Annotated in this window: 17 protein-coding genes; 8 read left to right on the top strand and 9 right to left on the bottom strand. The window is 73.5% G+C overall.

The annotated features are described in order from the left end of the window. Positions 1 to 7: 7 nt before the first annotated feature. The 3 genes from RM446_RS22360 to RM446_RS22350 all read right to left on the bottom strand — a co-directional run bounded on the left by RM446_RS22360 (position 8) and on the right by RM446_RS22350 (position 2,663). Positions 8 to 976: an alpha-ketoacid dehydrogenase subunit beta gene (locus RM446_RS22360; RefSeq protein ID WP_398695719.1), complete on the bottom strand. Its 969-nt coding sequence runs from the start codon at positions 974 to 976 to the stop codon at positions 8 to 10. Positions 977 to 1,035: 59 nt separating this feature from the next. Beyond that, positions 1,036 to 2,070, bottom strand: coding sequence for a thiamine pyrophosphate-dependent dehydrogenase E1 component subunit alpha (locus RM446_RS22355; protein ID WP_311547383.1), 1,035 nt, complete (start codon positions 2,068 to 2,070; stop codon positions 1,036 to 1,038). Between the two features lie 233 nt (positions 2,071 to 2,303). Then, complete coding sequence (locus RM446_RS22350) at positions 2,304 to 2,663, bottom strand: hypothetical protein (protein ID WP_311547382.1); 360 nt, start codon at positions 2,661 to 2,663, stop codon at positions 2,304 to 2,306. A gap of 200 nt (positions 2,664 to 2,863) precedes the next feature. On the opposite strand from RM446_RS22350, the gene RM446_RS22345 reads away from it, so the two are divergent. Beyond that, positions 2,864 to 3,442, top strand: a complete 579-nt coding sequence (locus RM446_RS22345; RefSeq protein WP_311547381.1) for an Lrp/AsnC family transcriptional regulator — start codon at positions 2,864 to 2,866, stop codon at positions 3,440 to 3,442. A 220-nt stretch (positions 3,443 to 3,662) separates the two neighbouring features. Here RM446_RS22345 and RM446_RS22340 read toward each other — a convergent pair whose 3' ends face one another. After that, positions 3,663 to 4,238 carry a hypothetical protein gene (locus RM446_RS22340; protein WP_311547380.1) on the bottom strand — a complete coding sequence of 192 codons (576 nt, stop codon included), beginning with the start codon at positions 4,236 to 4,238 and terminating at the stop codon, positions 3,663 to 3,665. Between the two features lie 99 nt (positions 4,239 to 4,337). Continuing rightward, on the bottom strand, positions 4,338 to 6,311 hold the full coding sequence (locus tag RM446_RS22335) for an acyl-CoA dehydrogenase family protein (RefSeq protein WP_311547379.1): 1,974 nt from the start codon (positions 6,309 to 6,311) through the stop codon (positions 4,338 to 4,340). A 293-nt stretch (positions 6,312 to 6,604) separates the two neighbouring features. On the opposite strand from RM446_RS22335, the gene RM446_RS22330 reads away from it, so the two are divergent. The 6 genes from RM446_RS22330 (at position 6,605) to dapB (ending at position 12,516) form a co-directional block, all read left to right on the top strand. Continuing rightward, complete coding sequence (locus tag RM446_RS22330; RefSeq protein ID WP_311547378.1) at positions 6,605 to 7,099, top strand: hypothetical protein; 495 nt, start codon at positions 6,605 to 6,607, stop codon at positions 7,097 to 7,099. A 157-nt stretch (positions 7,100 to 7,256) separates the two neighbouring features. Then, the gene (egtA, locus tag RM446_RS22325) at positions 7,257 to 8,462 is read left to right on the top strand and encodes an ergothioneine biosynthesis glutamate--cysteine ligase EgtA (protein ID WP_311547377.1); all 1,206 of its coding nucleotides are present in this window, start codon (positions 7,257 to 7,259) and stop codon (positions 8,460 to 8,462) included. An 84-nt stretch (positions 8,463 to 8,546) separates the two neighbouring features. Continuing rightward, positions 8,547 to 9,923, top strand: a complete 1,377-nt coding sequence (gene egtB, locus RM446_RS22320; protein ID WP_311547376.1) for an ergothioneine biosynthesis protein EgtB — start codon at positions 8,547 to 8,549, stop codon at positions 9,921 to 9,923. After that, complete coding sequence (gene egtC / locus RM446_RS22315) at positions 9,923 to 10,666, top strand: ergothioneine biosynthesis protein EgtC (RefSeq protein ID WP_311547375.1); 744 nt, start codon at positions 9,923 to 9,925, stop codon at positions 10,664 to 10,666. The genes egtB and egtC overlap by 1 nt, the downstream gene beginning before the upstream one ends. A 13-nt stretch (positions 10,667 to 10,679) precedes the next feature. Further along, positions 10,680 to 11,642, top strand: coding sequence for an L-histidine N(alpha)-methyltransferase (egtD, locus tag RM446_RS22310; protein WP_311547374.1), 963 nt, complete (start codon positions 10,680 to 10,682; stop codon positions 11,640 to 11,642). 130 nt (positions 11,643 to 11,772) lie between these two features. Next, positions 11,773 to 12,516 (top strand): 4-hydroxy-tetrahydrodipicolinate reductase, encoded by a 744-nt coding sequence (gene dapB, locus RM446_RS22305; RefSeq protein ID WP_398695705.1) that lies wholly within the window; start codon positions 11,773 to 11,775, stop codon positions 12,514 to 12,516. 114 nt (positions 12,517 to 12,630) lie between these two features. Here dapB and RM446_RS22300 read toward each other — a convergent pair whose 3' ends face one another. The 3 genes from RM446_RS22300 to RM446_RS22290 form a co-directional block, all read right to left on the bottom strand. Further along, positions 12,631 to 13,383, bottom strand: coding sequence for an MIP/aquaporin family protein (locus RM446_RS22300; RefSeq protein WP_311547372.1), 753 nt, complete (start codon positions 13,381 to 13,383; stop codon positions 12,631 to 12,633). Between the two features lie 421 nt (positions 13,384 to 13,804). After that, positions 13,805 to 14,686: a 1,4-dihydroxy-2-naphthoate polyprenyltransferase gene (locus tag RM446_RS22295; RefSeq protein WP_311547371.1), complete on the bottom strand. Its 882-nt coding sequence runs from the start codon at positions 14,684 to 14,686 to the stop codon at positions 13,805 to 13,807. A 121-nt stretch (positions 14,687 to 14,807) separates the two neighbouring features. Then, positions 14,808 to 15,350, bottom strand: a complete 543-nt coding sequence (locus tag RM446_RS22290) for a GNAT family N-acetyltransferase (protein ID WP_311547370.1) — start codon at positions 15,348 to 15,350, stop codon at positions 14,808 to 14,810. Positions 15,351 to 15,576: 226 nt separating this feature from the next. Between RM446_RS22290 and RM446_RS22285 the strand changes: the two genes are divergently transcribed. Further along, a complete protein-coding gene (locus RM446_RS22285; RefSeq protein WP_311547369.1) occupies positions 15,577 to 15,963 on the top strand; it encodes a phage holin family protein in 387 nt (128 codons plus the stop codon). Positions 15,964 to 16,026: 63 nt separating this feature from the next. Here RM446_RS22285 and RM446_RS22280 read toward each other — a convergent pair whose 3' ends face one another. Then, complete coding sequence (locus RM446_RS22280) at positions 16,027 to 17,454, bottom strand: short-chain fatty acid transporter (protein ID WP_311547368.1); 1,428 nt, start codon at positions 17,452 to 17,454, stop codon at positions 16,027 to 16,029. Between the last annotated feature and the right edge of the window lie 98 nt (positions 17,455 to 17,552).

The following is a 17,552-nucleotide window of genomic DNA, read 5'->3' as shown; positions in this document are numbered from 1 at the left end:
GGGAGTGCTAGGCGCCGAGCGTCCGCTGTACGGCGAACAGGATGCGGTCGACGGTGGGCAGGTACTGCGGCTCCAGCGGGCCGGCGGGGTAGGGGACGTCGAACCCCGCCACCCGCTGCACCGGAGCGGCGAGCCGGGAGAACGCCCCCTCCGTGATCAGCGCACTGACCTCGCCGCCCAGTCCGGCGGTCAGCGGCGCTTCGTGGACGACGACGGCGCGTCGGGTGCGCCGCACCGACTCGGCCAGGCCTGCGGAGTCGAGCGGCTTGAGCCAGCGCAGGTCCAGCACCTCCAGTTCCACTCCGTCCTCGGCCGCGAACTCGGCCGCCTGGAGGCACCGGTGCACCATCGCGCCCCAGGCCACGAGTGTCGCATGGCGGCCGCGGCGCACCACGCGGCTCGCGCCGACCGGCAGGTCGCCGTCAGGCGCGGAAGGGGCGGGGGAGTCGACGCGGTCCCAGTAGCGCGCCTTGGGCTCCATGAAGACCACCGGGTCGTCGGAGCGCACCGACTGCAGCAGCAGGCGGTAGGCGTCGGCGGCGTCGGAGGGCGCGGCGACCTTCAGCCCCGGGACGTGGGCGAAGACGGCTTCCAGGCTCTCGCCGTGGTGCTCCGGCGCCTGGATGCCGCCGAAACTGGGCACCCGCACCGTGACGGGCATCGGAGCGGTGCCGCGCGAGCGGTAGTTCATCCGGGCGATCTGGTTGACGATCTGGTCCAGAGCCGGATAGGCGAACCCGTCGAACTGCAGCTCGGGTACCGGGCGCCAGCCGTTCATCGCCAGTCCCACCGCCATCCCGGCGATGGCCGCCTCCGACAGCGGGGTGTCGAAGACGCGGTGCTCGCCGTGGCGCCGCTGCAGGCCGTCGGTGACCCGGAAGACGCCGCCCAGCCGCCCTACGTCCTCGCCGAAGACCAGGGTGGCCGGGTCCTCGGTCAGGGCCTCGTCCAGCGCGCGGTTCAGCGCCTCGCGCATGGTGGCCGCCGGTGCGGGCGCCTCGGCGGCGCCGCCGGCCGTGCCGGTCGCAGTCGGGCTCATCCGACCTCCTCCTGCCAGACCCGCCGCTGGCGGGCCAGTTCCTCGGTGGGCTCGCGGAAGACATGGGCGAACAGGTCCGAACCGGGCGGCTCGGGCGCGGCGCTGACGCCGTCGCGGACGCGCTCGGCCTCCGTGCGGCACTCGGCCTCGGCGCGCTCGAAGAACGCGGCGTCGGCGTCCCCGGCCGCCTCCAGCGCGGCGCGCGCCCGCGGCAGCGGGTCGCGCCCGGCCCAGGAGCGCTCTTCGGCGGGGTCGCGATAACGCGAGGTGTCGTCGGAGGTGGAGTGCGGGGCGGCACGGTAGGTCAGCGCCTCGACCAGGCTCGGTCCGCCGCCGGAGCGGGCGCGCTCCAGGGCCGCGCCGACGGCGGTGTAGACCGCCGCTGCGTCGTTGCCGTCGACGGCGGTGCCGGGCATCCCGTATCCGGCGGCGCGCGCGGCCACCGAACCGCCCGCGACCTGGCCCTCATTGGGCACCGACAGTGCCCAGCCGTTGTTCTGGCAGACGAAGACCACCGGCGCGCCCAGCACGCCGGCCAGGTTCATCGCCTCGTGTACGTCGCCCTCCGAGCTGGCGCCGTCGCCGAAATAGGACACGGCGCAGCCGGTGCGGCCGGCCAGCTTCTCGCCCAGCGCCCAGCCCACCGCGTGCGGGACCGGCCCTCCGACCACGGCGTTGACCGGTGCGAACCGCGACGCCATGGGGTCGTAGAGCCCTCCGTGCCATAGGGCGCGGTGGCTGGCCATATAGCCGACCATGTCCACGCCCAGCGTCAGGGCGACGGCCATTTCGCGGTAGGTGGGAAACGCGAAGTCGCGCTCGCGGTCCATGGCCGCGGCGCTGCCGACCTGGGCGGCCTCCTGGCCGCGCAGCGAGACGTAGGCGGGGAACACGCCCTGGCGCTGCAGCGCCACGGCCTCGGCGTCCAGCAGCCGCGCGGTCAGCATCGTGCGGTACAGGCGGCGCGACAGCTCGGCGGGCAGCGCGGGACCCGGTTCCTCCTGTGAGGCCGGCGGCTCACCGGTCGGCATTGCGGGGCCTCCCTCTGCTGCATGCGATGGCGGCTGCGCCGCCTGGCGGTGACGATCTCGATTGTGCGCCGGATGTCGACACTTGCGCTAGAGATGCGCGCCAAGTGCATACAACAGAGGATGAGATCGGGATATTGGTCCGCAATCGTCTAATTCCCATGGTCATGGGAGGTCGTTGCCGATACACGGTGCGCGGGCGCCGGCGGGCCTCCGCGATGCGGGGAGGCAGACCCTCAGAGGTCGGGCAGCGGGTCGGGCGGCAGCGAGGCGGCGCCCTGGAGCTCGGCGTCGCAGGCGTTGATCACCGACACGTACTCGTCGTCGACCTCGAAGGTGTGGCCGCCGAAGTGGAAGGTGGGGACCAGATGGGTGTCCACCGGGCCGATGCGCACGTTGCGCGGGAACACGGCCCATATGCCCTTGGGCCGGTTGCGGCTCAGCAGCCGGTTCACGAGCACGGTGACGGCGGCGTCGGTCACGGCGAAAACGAAGAAGCTGGACTCGTTCCGCGAGGCGGGGAAGATGTAGCGGATCTCGACGCGGGCCGGCAGGAAGCCCCGCGCTCGTTCGCGGACGTCGGGGGAGATGGGCATGGTGCCTCCTTGCGGTCACCGCACGCGTGCGCCGCGCGTCCTGGCAACATGTTAGATCGGCCGACTCCGTCCATGGGGTGCCGATTCCGCGGCGCGGGTGGCCAAAGGCCGCCCGCCCTCTCGATAATTGACCGCAATGACCCGATGCCGATGGTCGCCCGCCCGGCCGTCGCTCAAGGCGAACCCCCAGGAGTCAGGGAATGGCCGACGGCCAGCAGCAGGAGCACGGGCGCGCGCGGCAGACCGCGGAATCCGAACGCCGAAGGCCCCTCCGGCCCGCGTCGGCGGGCGAGGAGGCCGATCGGAACCGGCGGCGGGAAGCGCGGCTGCCCGACGCCACGGATGAGATCATCATCGGGGCGCTCGCCGACGACGCGCGCACCGGCATCACCGAGATCGCGGCCATGGCCAACGTGTCCCGCGCGACCGCCTACAACCGCATCAAGCGGCTCACCGACGACGGCGTGATCCGGGGCTACTCCGTGGTGGCCGACCACGCCAGGATGGGCCTTGGCGTCACCGCCCTGGTGCTCATCTCGGGCAGTCAGCCCGACTGGCGGGCCAACCGCGAGGTGCTCTCCTCCTACCCCGAGATCGAGTACTGCTGGTACGTCGTTGGCTCGGCCGACATCGTGCTGCTGGTGCGGGTGGCCGACACCAACCAGCTGCGCGACCTGATCCTCACCCGGCTGCAGGCCCTGCCGGGCGTCACCGCGACCCAGACCCTCACCGTCATCGACGAGGTGGTCCACCGCCCGGTGGTCAAGCCCGCCGAGTGAGGCCGGACCGGCGGCTCCGGATGCCCGCATGCCCGTTGGCCGCCGGGCGTCCGGAACCCGCGGCCGCGCCCGCCGGAGCTTCCGGCGGGCGCGGCGTCGCGCACCATGGGCAATCGTCTGCCCAACCGAGAGCTGCCGCGGCGCCGTCGCTGTGCAGACGCGGCCGCGGCTGGTGCGGCGTGCCGCCCCGGAGAGGGCCGGCGGCGGGCGGGCGTCTCGGCTACATCGGGGGGCCCATGGGCGCCGGCGCGGGGACCAGCAGATAGGCCACCACCGAGCCGACCGCGAACAGCCCTCCGAGGAGCACGGCCGCCCCCGCGGCCCAGCGCACCCAGGGGCGGCTGCCCTCGTTGGCCATTCCGGCACCGACGAGGCCGAGCACGACGCCCACCAGCGCCACCACGGCGTCTCCGAGGATGGTTCCGGAGACGGCCGAGACCTGGTCCTGAGCGGTCACGCTGGACAGCATCTGCACCAGGCGGGGACCGACCAGGGCGCCCCCGACGGCGAGCACCGCCGCGAGGGAGAAGGTCTCGGCCCCCAGAAGACCGCCCCCGGGAGCCGGCCGTGCGGGCGCTGCGTAGTCATCGGGCCCGATGAGCTCCTCGTCCTCGGCCTCATCGGTCTCGTCGGCGATGAAGGGGTCGAACCGGTCGCCCTCATCCTCGGGCGGAGCCGCCGCGGCGGCTCCGCCGTGCTCCCGCACGTCCTCCCCGGCCTCAGAGGCCGGCTCGGTCCCGCGGTCGTCGGGTCCCGGCCCGCTGGGCCGGTCGTCGCTGCTCGATGGCGTGTTCATTGCCGCCAACCTACTGGCGCTCCGCCGCCTTCCGAACGCGGCGCACCGGTGTGCCGGCTCCGCGGCCGGGCCGGCGGGGACGGGACGCGGGCCCGCGGTTCAGTGGCCCGGCGCGGTGCCCTGAGCCCGCCGCCGCCGCTCCTCGGCCCCCAGCGCGATGGGCGCCGCAAGCCACTCGTCGGGCATACCGAACGCGTCGACCAGGCCCTCGGCATGCGGGCGCAACCGCGCGCACAGCCGGTTGACCTCCTGGGTCACCGATTTGGCGCGGGTCGCGGTCAACCGCTCGTGCTCCAGGAACCAGGCGCGGTCCTCCTCGACCGCCGACAGCACGAACAGGTCGCACACCCGGTCGAGCAGATCCCGCGCCGCGGCGTCGCCGCAGCGGTCGATCGCGGCGACGAACGCCTCCAGCACGACGCGCTCCATGTGCGCCCGCGCGGCCGCCAGCACGTGGTCCTGGGCCTCGTTGAACACGTCGAAGGCGTCGGCGCCCGCGGAGCCCGCCCGCCGCAGCCGCCGCGCGAGCCCGTCGAGCACGTGCTTCTCCCGGTCCTCGAACAGGCTCAGCTGCCATCCGCGGTCGTAGAGGTCGGTGGCGTCGCCGCGGCCCGGCGCGGCGCTGACCAGACGTTCGATCAGCGAGCGCGCGGCAGTGCGCTCGATCACCGCGCCGAGGAACTGCCCGGCCGCGAAGCGCGCCATGCCCAACGGGTCCAAGTCCCCGAACTCCTGGCGGTAGTCGGTGAGCAGCCCTTTGGCCACCAGTTGCAGCAGGACGGTGTTGTCGCCCTCGAAGGTGGTGAAGACGTCGGTGTCGGCCTTGAGCTGGGGCAGCCGGTTCTCCTGCAGGTACCCGGCGCCGCCGCAGGCCTCCCGGCAGGTCTGGATCGTGCGGGTGGCGTGCCAGGTGGACAGCGCCTTGATCCCGGCTGCACGCGCCTCGAGCTCGCGCTGGCTGCGTTCGTCGCGGGTGCGCTCGCCTTCGCCGGTGTGGCGCTCGTGCAGCGCCGCGACCAACTCCTCCTGGGCGAAGTGCAGCGCGTAGGTGCGCGCCAGCGCCGGCAGCAGCCGCCGCTGGTGGGCGCGGTAGTCCAGCAGCACGACCTCCTCGCCGGTGCCGGGGCGGTCGAATTGGCGGCGGACCCCGGCGTACTTGACGGCGATCGCCAGCGCGGCCTTGGTGGCGCTGCCCGCGCCGCCGGCGACGCTGATGCGGCCGCGCACCAGGGTACCGAGCATGGTGAAGAACCGGCGGTTGCCGCTGTCGATGGGGCTGGAGTAGGCGCCGTCGGGCGCGACGTCGCCGTAGCGGTTGAGCAGCGCCTCGCGGGGCACCCGCACCGAGTCGAACCACAGCCGGCCGTTGTCCACCCCGTTGAGCCCGGCCTTGGGTCCGCAGTCGGCGATGTGCACGCCCGGCATCGGGCTGCCGTCGGCGTCGCGGATCGGCACCAGCAGCGCGTGCACGCCGTGTTCGCCGCCCGGGGTGGCCAGCTGGGCGAAGACGACCGCCATGCGCCCGTCGCGGGCGGCGTTGCCGATGTAGTCCTTGCGGGCGTCGTCGTCGGGGGTGGTGACGACGAACTCCTCGGTCGCCGGTTCGTACTCGGCGCGGGTGCGCAGCCCCTGCACGTCGGAGCCGTGGCCGGTTTCGGTCATTGCGAAGCACCCGGGCAGCTCCAGCGAGATCACCCGCGGCAGGTAGGCGGCGTGGTGGCGGTCGGTGCCCAGCGCCTGGATCGCGCCGCCGAACAGGCCCCACTGCACGCCCACTTTGACCATCAGCGACAGGTCGCACACCAGCGACTCGAAGGCGACCACCGAGGCGCCCACGTCGTCCTCGCCGCCGTACTCGGAGGCGAACCCGTAGGCGGACATGTCGGTGGCCGCGATCTCCTTGAGCTGGGCGAGGACGCGCTCGCGGTGCTCCTCCATCCCCAGGCCCGCGACGGGGCGGAACCGCTCCCCGCGCAGGTGCTCGCGCGCGAGCTCGCGGACGCGGTGCCACCGGCCGTCCAGCAGCGTGCGCAGCTCCGGCGGGTAGGAGGGGCGGACGTCGGCTTCGGTCATGGGTTCCCCCTTCTGCGGCCGGGCCGGACCGTGCCGGACCCGCTCGGTCCTCAAGCACCGTCGTACCACTCCGCGCCAAAGCCGCGCGCCGGAGTGTCGCGGGCGCGGCGGCCGGACGTCGGCAGCTACGGGCGGCATATGAAGCTGAATCGGGTGGGATGTCCGGCGAGTGTCGTACAACCCGCTTCCCGGGGGAATGCTCAAACAGACGTGGAATGTCCCGGAGGCCGCTCGGAAGCGGAGCCGACGGCGCGCGGACCGGTCGAGGGCGGCGGCGGACGGGAGGACGGCGGATGAGAACCGACCAGCGGCCGGAGGTGGCGGCGGCCGACCCCTCGCACATCGAGGCGATCGTCGAGCTCGCGCACCGGCGGCGCACCGACTACCGCGACCACGCCCCCGGCTTCTGGGACCCCGCCCCCGACGCCCGCGAACGCCACCGCGCCCGCGTGAGCAGGATCCTCGCCGACCACAGCAGCGGGCTCGCCCTGGTGGCCAGGCGCGGGCCCGCGCTCACCGGATGCCTCCTGGCGGTCCTGGGCCCGGCCCCCGACGTCTACGCCCCCGGCGGGCACCTCGCCTACATCGACGACCTCTGGGTCGAGGACCCCGCCGACTGGTGGGCCTCGGGCTCGGCGCTGCTGGACGAGGCCCGCCCCCGGCTGAGCGCGCTGGGCGCGGTGCGCATGGTCGTCGAGGCCGGCGGCCACGACTCGCCCAAGCAGGCGTTCCTGTGGCGCTCGGGACTGGCCCTGGCCTCCGAGAGCTACCAGGCCCCCCTTCGCTGACCCGCGGCTCCTCCCGCATTCCCCGGCTCACCGGCTGTTCGCGCCGGCGTCGCACACGGTTCCCGCGGACTTCCGCCGCGCCCTCGGTCCGGCGATGTTGCAAACGGGTGTACCCGGGGCAGAGATAGTGCTACGTCCGCTACACGGAGGATGAGCCTTGGCCTACCTCACCGAGACCGACGTGCAGGACTACATCCACGGCATCTGCTTCAAGACCGGACCTCCCGGCCGCGTGGGCGCCGAGACGGAATGGCTGGTGCGTGACCCGCTGCGCCCCCGCGAACCCGTCCCGCTCGGCCGCCTCTCGGCGCTCGTCGCCGAGATCGGACCGCTTCCCGGCAACAGCACCGTCACCTACGAACCCGGAGGGCAGCTTGAGCTCAGCTCGCCGCCCCTTCCCGGCCCTGGGGCCGCCCACGCCGCCCTGGCGCGAGACCTCGACCTCATCCGCGACCGGCTGCACGCCGCCGGCCTGATCCTGGACGGCAACGGCCTCGACCCGCGGCGCCCACCGGTCCGCCAGCTCACCCTCCCGCGCTACGCCGCGATGGAGGACTACTTCCACTCCGCCGGTTGCTCCACCGGACCGCTGATGATGTGCAGCACCGCCTCGCTCCAGGTGTGCCTGGACATCGGCGCCGATGCCGCCGACGCCGCGAACCGCTGGCGGCTGGCCAACCGGCTCGGCCCGCTCTTCGTCGCCGCCTTCGCCAACTCGCCCATCCACCGGGGGCGCAGCACCGGTTGGCGCTCCACGCGCTGGGCCATCTGGGACGCCATCGATCCCACCCGCACCAGCCCGGTCGCCTGCGGCGACCCCGTCACGGCCTGGACGGGCTACGCGCTGCGCGCCCGGCTGATGACCATCCGCGACGACGCGCTGCCCTGGGTGATCGACCCCGGCATCGCCTTCGGCGAGTGGATCGCCGAAGGCCGGCCGCGCCCGCCCACCCGCGACGACCTCGTCTACCACCTCAGCACCCTCTTCCCGCCGGTGCGGCCGCGGGGGTGGCTGGAGCTGCGGATGATCGACGCGCTGCCCGACCGCTGGTGGCCGGTTCCCATAGCGGTCGCGGCCGCCCTGCTGGACGACCCTGACGCGGCGCAGACGGCTGCCGAAGCCGTCGACCGGCTCTGCCGCGGCGCCGACCCGGACCGCCCGCTGTGGGCCCGCGCCGCCCGCGCCGCACTCACCGACCCCGCCCTGGCCGAATGCGCGCGAACCTGCTTCGGTGCGGCCGCCGGTGCGCTGGGCCGCATGGACTCCGCCGACTTGGGCGGCGTCGTCGACGACTACCGCGAACACTTCGTCGAGCGCGGGCGATGCCCCGCTGACCTGCAACGCCTGGACGTGGCGGCCTAACGGGCCGCGGCCGGCCACCGCATGCCGCACCGCGCCCCGCGCACCCGGGCGCGTCCGCACGCGCGAGCGAGGGAGAAACACGCCATGACCGACGACACCGCCGGCGGGCGCGCAGCCGAAGAGAACCTGCGCGCGCGCATCGCCGCCGAACTCGACGCCGGCCGGGCGCGCAGCGTCGGCCTTACCCTGGAGGCCCTCGACGAGACCGAGCTCGTCGCCCAGCACTCGCCACTGATGTCCCCGCTGGTGTGGGACCTCGCCCACGTCGGCAACTACGAGGAGCAGTGGCTGCTGCGCACGGTCGCGGGCGGCGAGGCACTGCGCCCCGACATCGACGTCCTCTACGACGCCTTCGAGAACCCGCGCGCCGAGCGTGTCGGTCTCCCGCTGCTCTCGCCCCGCGAGGCCGAGGACTACAACGCACGCGTCCGCGACCGGGTGCTGGACGCCCTGGACAGAGCCGCCTTCGACGCCGGTACCCCGCTGCTCGACGGCGGGTTCGTCTACCACTTGGTCATCCAGCACGAGCACCAGCACGACGAGACCATGCTCGCCACACACCAGCTGCGCCGCGGCGCCCCCGTCCTGGCCGACCCGCCCTCTCCGCCGGCGCCGGGCGCGTTCGCCGGACCCGACGAGGTGCTGGTCGAGGCGGGCCCCTTCACCATGGGCACCACCGCCGACCCGTGGGCCTACGACAACGAGCGCCCCGCCCACACCGTCGAGGTGCCCGCCTTCTGGATCGACACCCGCGCCGTCACCAACGCGCGGTACCTGGAGTTCGTCGCCGACGGCGGCTACGACGACCCCCGCTGGTGGAGCACACGCGGCTGGGGCTGGCGCACCGCCTCGGGCAAGCGCGGCCCCGCCTTCTGGACCGACGACGGCTCCGGCGGCGTGCTCCGGCGCCGCTTGGGCCGCGTCGAGCCGCTTCCCATGGACGAACCCGTCCAGCACGTGTCCTTCCACGAGGCCGAGGCATACGCCCGCTGGAGCGGCAAGCGGCTGCCCACTGAGCCGGAGTGGGAGAAGGCGGCCCGCTACGATCCCGCGACGGGGCGGAGCCTGCGTTTTCCCTGGGGCTCCGCCGAGCCCGGCGAAGGCCGTGCCAACCTGGGCCAGCGGCTGCTGCGGCCCGCGGCCGCCGGAACCTACCCGGCCGGAGCCGCCCCGAGCGGTGCTCTGCAGATGCTCGGCGACGTGTGGGAGTGGACCTCCTCGGACTTCCACGGGTACCCGGGCTTCGAGGCGTTCCCCTACCCGGAGTACTCCGAGGTGTTCTTCGGCGGCGACTACAAGGTGCTGCGCGGCGGCTCCTGGGCCACCCACCCCACTGCGGTACGCGCCACATTCCGCAACTGGGACCACCCGATACGCCGGCAGATCTTCAGCGGGTTCCGCTGCGCACGCGACGCCGAAGGCGCCGCTGCGGCGGGCGCGGTGCAGGGGGCGGTGCGCTGATGTGCCGCCACGTGGCCTACCTCGGTGCGCCCCGCACCCTGTACGACCTGCTCTACGCCGCCCCCTACTCGCTGCACACCCAGTCCTACGCCCCGCGCGAGCAGCGCCACGGCACCGTCAACGCCGACGGCTTCGGCGCGGGCTGGTACGACGGGCGGCGTTCCGAACCGCTGCGCTACCGCCGTGCAATGCCGATCTGGGCCGACTCCTCCTTCGCCGACGTAGCCCGCGCCATCACCGCGACCTGCGCGGTGGCGGCGGTGCGCGACGCCACCCCCGGCTTCGGCACCGACGAATCCTGCGCACAGCCATTTCGCGCAGACACCTGGCTGTTCTCGCACAACGGCGCGGCCAAGGACGACGAGGCGCTGGCCGCGCGTCTGGGGACGCCCGCGCCGCCGGGCGCCCTCGACGCCCGCACGCCGGTGGACTCCGCGCCGCTGTTCGCCTCCGCGCTGCGGCTGTGGCGCACGGGCGCCGGCCTGGGCGAGGCCCTGGCCCGGGTCGCCGCCGAAGCCCGCGCCTGCTCGCCCGGCCGCTACAACCTGCTCGCCTCCGACGGCTCGCGACTGGCCGCCACCGCCGACGGCGACACGCTCTATGCCCGCCGCGGCCCGCACGGCGTGTGGCTGGCGTCGGAACCGCTCGACGACGACGCCGCCTGGCAGGCGGTGCCCGACGGCTGCCTGGTCACCGCCGACCGGGACGGCCTGCACATCGGCCCGATCCCCGCGGCCGCCTGAGAACGGAGTGCCCATGCTGCGCATCGACCGCCACCTGACCGACGACGACCTCGCCAAGGCGCTGCGCAGCGACGTGGTGGAAGGGCTGGCGTCCCGCCCCAAGTCGCTGCCGCCCAAGTGGTTCTACGATGAGCGGGGAAGCGAGCTGTTCGAGGAGATCACCCGGCTGGAGGAGTACTACCCGACCCGCGCCGAGCGGCGGATCCTGCGCGAACGCGCCCCCGAGATCGCGGCCGCCGCCGGCGCCGACACGCTCATGGAGCTGGGGGCCGGGTCGGGGGAGAAGACCCGGCTGCTGCTGGACGCCCTCGGCGGTGCGGGCACGCTGCGCCGGTTCGTGCCCGTCGACGTCAGCGGCGGCTTTCTGAGCGAGGCGGCCGCGGCCATCGGCGAGGCCTACCCCGGTCTGGAAGTGCACGCGGTCGTCGCCGACTTCGAGCGCCATCTGCACCTGCTGCCCGGCGGCGGGCGACGGCTGGTGGCCGTTCTCGGCTCGACGCTGGGCAACCAGCCGCCCGCCGAGCGGGTCTCCTTCCTGAGCGACCTGTACAGCGGCTGCACCGCCGGCGACAGGCTGCTGCTGGGTGTGGACCTGGTCAAAGACCCCCGGCGCCTGGTCGCCGCCTACGACGACGCGAGCGGGGTCACCGCCGAGTTCAACCGCAATGTGCTGCGCGTGCTCAACCGCGAGCTCGGCGCGGAGTTCGATCCGCGGGAGTTCGACCACGTCGCGGTCTGGGACCCCGGGGCCGAGTGGGTCGAGATGCGGCTGCGCTCCCGCATCGGGCAGCGGGTGCGCGTCGCGGCCCTCGACCTCACCGCGGAGTTCGCCGCCGGGGAGGAGATGCGCACCGAGATCTCCGCGAAGTTCCGCCGCGACAGGATCGCCGGCGAGCTCGCAGCCGCCGGGTTCCGCCTCGACGCCTGGTGGACCGATCCCGCGGGGGACTTCGCGGTGCTGCTGGCGCGGCCCTGATCCGGCCGCCGCGCTGCGCGGGCTCCGCGCCGCGCTCCGCCGGCGCACGCCTGCGGCCGTCGGCGCACGCCTGCGGCCGGGGGCGCGGCGGCGGCCGGGCGCCGCTTCGGGCTCCGGTACGGTAATGGCCGTGATCAAGGTAGGAGTGTTCGGCGCCCGCGGGCGCATGGGGTCCGAAGTCGTCAAGGCGGTCCAAGGCGCCGCCGACACCGAGCTGGTCGCCGCGGTCGACGACCCGGCCGAGCGCGGCGGCGTACGGGGCGCCGACGTCGTCGTCGACTTCACCCACCCCGACGAGGTCGTGGGCAACGTCCGGTGGCTCGCCGAGAACGGCATCCACGCCGTGGTGGGCACCAGCGGCTTCGACGACTCCCGGATCGCCGAGGTGCGCGACGCCTTGGCCGCCAACCCCGGCCCCAACGTGCTGATCGCGCCGAACTTCGGCATCGCCGCGGTGCTGATGATGAACTTCGCCGCCAAGGCGGCGCCGTACTTCGAGTCCACCGAGATCGTCGAGCTGCACCACCCCGGCAAGGCCGACGCGCCCAGCGGCACCGCCTACCGCACCGCCGAGATGGTCGCCGGCGCCCGCGCGCGCGCCGGCGCCGAGCCGATGCCCGACGCGACCACCTCCGAGATCCCCGGCGCCCGCGGCGCCGACGTCGAGGGTGTGCGGGTGCACGCGCTGCGCATGACCGGCATGATCGCTCACCAGGAGGTCGTCTTCGGCACCCACGGCGAGACGCTGCGCATCCGCCACGACTCGATGAACCGCGAGTCGTTCATGCCGGGCGTGCTGCTGGGTGTGCGCCGCGTCGCCGAGCTTCCCGACCGGGTGACCGTCGGCCTGGAGCCGCTGCTCGGGCTGGACTGAAGGCCCGCACCGCACGGGCGGCCGGTCCCGCCGGTTCGGCCCCGCCTCACGCGGCGGGATCCGCCGCGCGGCGGCCGAGCAGGCCGCCCGGGTCGGAGCGGCCTGGCGGGCTCGCTAGATCCTGAAGCCGAGGAGCACGAAGGTCTGGGCGGCCAGAACGCCGCCGATGAGCGGTGCCACGATCGGTACCCAGGCGTAGGACCAGTCCGACCCGCCCTTGCCGGGAATCGGCAGTAGCGCGTGGGCGATGCGCGGCCCCAGGTCACGGGCGGGGTTGATGGCGTAGCCGGTGGGACCGCCCAGGGACAGGCCGATGGCCAGCACCAGGAACCCGACGAGCAGCGGTGCGATGCCGGTGCCGAAGAGGTCGGCGAGCGTGCCGTTGCCCGCCTCGGCCAGCGGGTTCATGTTGGCGTTGATGCCCAGGATCCCGAAGATCAGCATGAACGTGCCGATGACCTCGGTGATGAAGTTGGCGGCGATGGAGCGGATCGCCGGGATGGTGCTGAAGACCCCGAGCTTGGTCTCCGGCTCGGCGGTCTCGCGCCAGTGCGGCAGGTAGCCGAGGTAGACCAGCACCGCGCCGAAGAGGCCGCCGAGGACCTGGGCGATCATGTAGCCGGGCACCTGGCTCCACGGGAACTCGCCGATGGAGGCCAGTGCCAGGGTGACCGCGGGATTGATGTGCGCTCCGCTGTAGTAGCCGACCGTGTAGACAGCCATGGCCACGGCCAGGCCCCAGCCGAAGGTGATGACGATCCAGCCGCCGTTGGCGGCCTTGGATCGGGCGAGAGTTACACCGGCGACGACGCCGCAGCCAAGCAGCGTGAGGATCGCCGTTCCGACGAACTCGGCCAGATAAATCATGAGGACCTCCGCCGTAACGCCGCCGCGGCCGGTTGGGACGCGGAACCGGCTGCGAGGGCGGCGTAGTGGCCGCCCCGCGGCCGCAGCAGACCCGCACTCGGTGAGACCGGAGCGGAACGCTGTGAAGAGTGTGATTCAGGTCACATTCAATGTCAACGACTGTTCCGGGGCCCACCGCATTTCACGCGGACTTCCGGCGTGATTGGCATTTCCTGAGACACCTCACCGCAAACGGCGGTCGGCTGCCTATTGCACGCGGGGGAGCCGCGACGCGACACTCGGTTCCGGACGCCGCGTCGGCGCATCGCAGCCGGAGTAGCGCGGGAAGGCCCGAGAACGGCCGGGAGTCCGGCGCACTCCGGGGCCGCAGACCGCACCGCCTGCCGCACACTCCCGCCGCTACCCGGGAGACGGGACGGGCTCAGCTCAGCGCGCCCAGCGCAAGCCCGGCCGTGAACAGCGCGCCGAACACCATCTGCAGCCGCCCCGTCTCGCCCAGTCCTGCGACCAGGTCGCGGCCCGTCTGGCCGCGCATCACCCGCCGCACCGGCGGCACAGCGGCCGGTACGGCAAGCAGCACCAGCGCCACCCACCAGCTCGCCGCCGCGATCGCCAGAGCGCAGGCGAAGGCGACGCCCACGCACCCTGCGTACAGTCGGCGCGTGCCGGTCTCGCCCAGCCGCACCGCAAGCGTGTTCTTGCCGGTCAGGGCATCGGTGCCGAGGTCGCGCAGGTTGTTGATCACCAGCACCGAGCAGGAGAGCAGCCCTACGGGAACGGCCGCGACCCACCCTTGCCAGGGGACCCCCTCCACTTGGACGAACACCGTGCCCACCACAGCCACCAGGCCGAAGAAGACGAACACGGACACCTCGCCCAGGGCGCGGTAGCCGTAAGGGCGCCGCCCGCCGGTGTAGAACCACGCCGCCACGATGGAGACCGCGCCTACCAGCACCAGCCACCACGCGGTGGTCGCCGCCAGCACCAGGCCCAGGGCCGCCGCAGTCGCGAAGCAGACCCAGGCGGCCGAGAGCACCCTCCGCGGCGCCGCCAGCCGGGCAGCCGTCAGCCGGGTCGGGCCCACCCGCTCCTCGGTGTCGGTTCCGCGGACGCCGTCGCTGTAGTCGTTGGCGTAGTTCACGCCCACCTGCAGCGCCAGCGCCACCCCCGCCGCCAGCAGCGCCTTCCACCACACGGCGCCGCCGGCGCCCACCGCAACGCCGGTGCCCACCGCCACCGGGACGATCGAGTTCGGCAACGTGCGGGGACGCGCCCCCGCCACCCACTGGCTGACCGTGGCCACGCGTCGGCCCTTCCTCACTTGTGCCGGCCGCCCCGAACAGTGCGTCCGGGGCCGGGATCCCACGTTAGCGCCGCCGCTCCGCCCGACCGTGCGGGGAGGGGCCGAGGCGGGCGGCGTCCTCTCAGCCGCCGACCGAGGCGTGCAGTCGCACCATCGGCAGCGGCGCGCCCGGATCGAGCTCGCGCGTCGCACCGTCGGGCCGCCACCCGGCCGCCTCGGCGAAGGACCGCAGCGGGTTTGCGGATTCCATTACCCACAGCAGGGCGGTGTGGAAGCCGTCGTCGACCAGGTGGTCCACGGCGGCGTTCAGCAAGCGGCTGCCGTGGCCCTCGCGCACATGGTCGGGGTGCACGTGCAGCGCATAGACCTCGGCGTCGGTTCCCGGCCAGCTGTCGGGGTCCTCCGCGGGACCCAGTGCGGCGAACCCGACCACGGCCCGGTGGTCGGTGGCCACCAGCAGCCGGTGCCGCGAGGTGGGCGGAGCGGTCAGCGCGCCGTGCCACTGCTCGCGGAACCGGGCTGCGGCCTCCTCGCTGACGATCTCCGCCAGCACGGCCTCGGGCAGCAGCGGTCCGTACATCGACCGCCAGGCGGCGACCTGCACATCGACCACGGTGCCGATGTCGGCCTCCCGGGCCGGTCTGACAAAACGCTCCGTCGACACCGCTCGGTCCTCGATCCCGTCCTCGAATCCACGGGCGGGCCCGCCCGTCCCGGCGCGCTCCGCGCCAGGCATGTTTTCAGTGCGCGCCGTCCCCGGCAAAACCGCGGCACCGCCGCGGCATCCGCCCGGGCGCCCCCTGGCGGCCCCTGGGGGCACCCCTGGGAAACCCCGCAATACCCGGTCGCCGCGTTCCCCCCGGCGCCGGGAGCATGGCAGCATCGTCCGGGTGAGCATCATCATCAGAGTCCTCATCAACGCCGTCGCCCTCGGCGCCGCGGTGTTCCTGATCGACGGCCTCAACGTCGACACGGCGTCGACGAGCGAGACGGTCATCGCCTACATCGCACTCGGCGCCCTCTTCGGCGTGGTCAACGCGGTGATCAAGCCGATCGTCAAGACCGTCGGCTGCGCCTTCTACATCCTCACACTCGGGCTGATCTCGCTGGTCGTCAACGCCCTGCTGCTGCTCCTCACCGGGTGGTTGGCCGGGATGTTCGGCCTGGCGTTCACCATCGACGGGTTCTGGCCGGCCTTCTGGGGCGCCATCGTCATCTCGGTCGTCAGCTGGGTGCTGAGCCTTCTGCTTCCCGGCGGAGACGGCGACGAGGACTGAAGCGAAAGGCGCGGCGGCGGTTCGGGACCCGGTCCCGTACCGCCGTCCGCGCGTGTCCGCGCCTCACCGGAGGAAGGTGATGCACAGCGAGGCGACGACGATGCCGAAGACCATCACCACCGCGCTGTAGCCCAGCACCTTTCCGGCCCGCAGGCGGGTCAGCGCCAGCAGCGGCAGCGCCCAGAACGGCTGGATCCCGTTGGTGAGCTGGTCGCCCATCGCCACCGCCATCACGGCCACGCCCGGCTCCAGCCCCAGCGAGGCGGCGGCGTCGGTGACGATCGGCCCCTGCACCGCCCACTGCCCGCCGCCGGAGGGCACCGCCAGGTTGACCAGGCAGGCGCTCACCATCGCCCAGAAGGGATAGGTGAGCGGTGTCGAGAAGGAGACGAACCACTCGGCGACGGTCTCCAGCAGCCCCGACTGCTCCATGATCCCCATGATTCCGGCGTAGAAGGGGAACTGGATGATCACCGAGGACGCGTTGCGGGCACCCTCGGAGGCCGCCGACGCGTAGCTCGCGAGCGTGCCGTGCAGGGCCAGGCCCAGCATCAGGAACGTGAAGTTGAGCAGGTTGAGGTCCATGCCCACGATCCCGCCCCGGACCAGCTCGGGAACCAGGTAGACCGCACCCGCGGCGACGACGACCAGAACCGGGACGCGGCTGTGCATCAGCCGCTCGGCGGGCGAGAGGGACCGGCTGCCGGAGTCCCCGGGACCGCCGGTCCCGCTCTTGCGGCCCAACAGCTTCTTGCGGTCGCGGCGGCGCTGGGCCCCGGTCCGCGGCTGGTCCGCGGTCCCGTTCGCTCCGGCGCCGGCGCCCGCCGGCTGCTCGGCGATCTCTTCGGCGTCCTCGGCGCGCGGGTGCATGCTCAGGATGATCAGCGGCGCGCCGATGAGCATCGCCGCGAGGAAGGCGAGGTTGAACGGCTGGAACAGCGTCTCGCTCAGCGGCAGCACGCCGATCTCGGACTCCAGGAAGTGGCCCTCGGTGTTGACCAGCAGCGGCGCCGACCCGGAGAGGCCGCTGTGCCAGACCATGAGGCCCACGTAGCCGCCCGCCGCCAGCAGCGGGAAGTGCACCTTGATGCCGCGCGCCTTGCAGGAGCGCGCCACCTCCACGGCCAGCAGCGCACCGGCGATCAGGCCCAGCCCCCAGTGGAGCATGCCCAGCACCGCGGCGCCCGCCGCAGTCAGCACGTAGGCCGAGCGCGGGCCGCGGGGCAGTCCGGCGAGCGCCGCGATGCCGCGTTTGGCGGGCGGCGACGACGCCAGCGCGTACCCGGTCACCAGCACCAGGGACATCTGCATGGCGAACTCCAGCAGCCCCCAGAAGCCGGAGTACCAGTCGTCGACGAGGGTGAGCGGCCCGTGGTCGGTCACCCCCAGGGCCAGCAGGTAGACGAGTACCGTCAGCGCGATCGCGAAGACGAACGCGTCGGGGATCCACCGCGTGCTGAACGCGGCGAGGGCATTGCCGATGCGGCGCAAGACGACCCTCCATCGGGGGTGGGGAAGGGGCAGGTGCGGGTGGTGGGGGAGCGGGGGGGGGGGGGGGGGTGTCGCCCGGTGGTTCGCGTCGTGTCGGC

The organism is Streptomonospora wellingtoniae, assembly GCF_031845375.1.
GTDB classification, from domain to species: Bacteria; Actinomycetota; Actinomycetes; order Streptosporangiales; family Streptosporangiaceae; genus Streptomonospora; species Streptomonospora wellingtoniae.
Note: the sequence above shows the minus strand (reverse complement) of the source record. Positions and strands in the feature narration are given on the sequence as shown.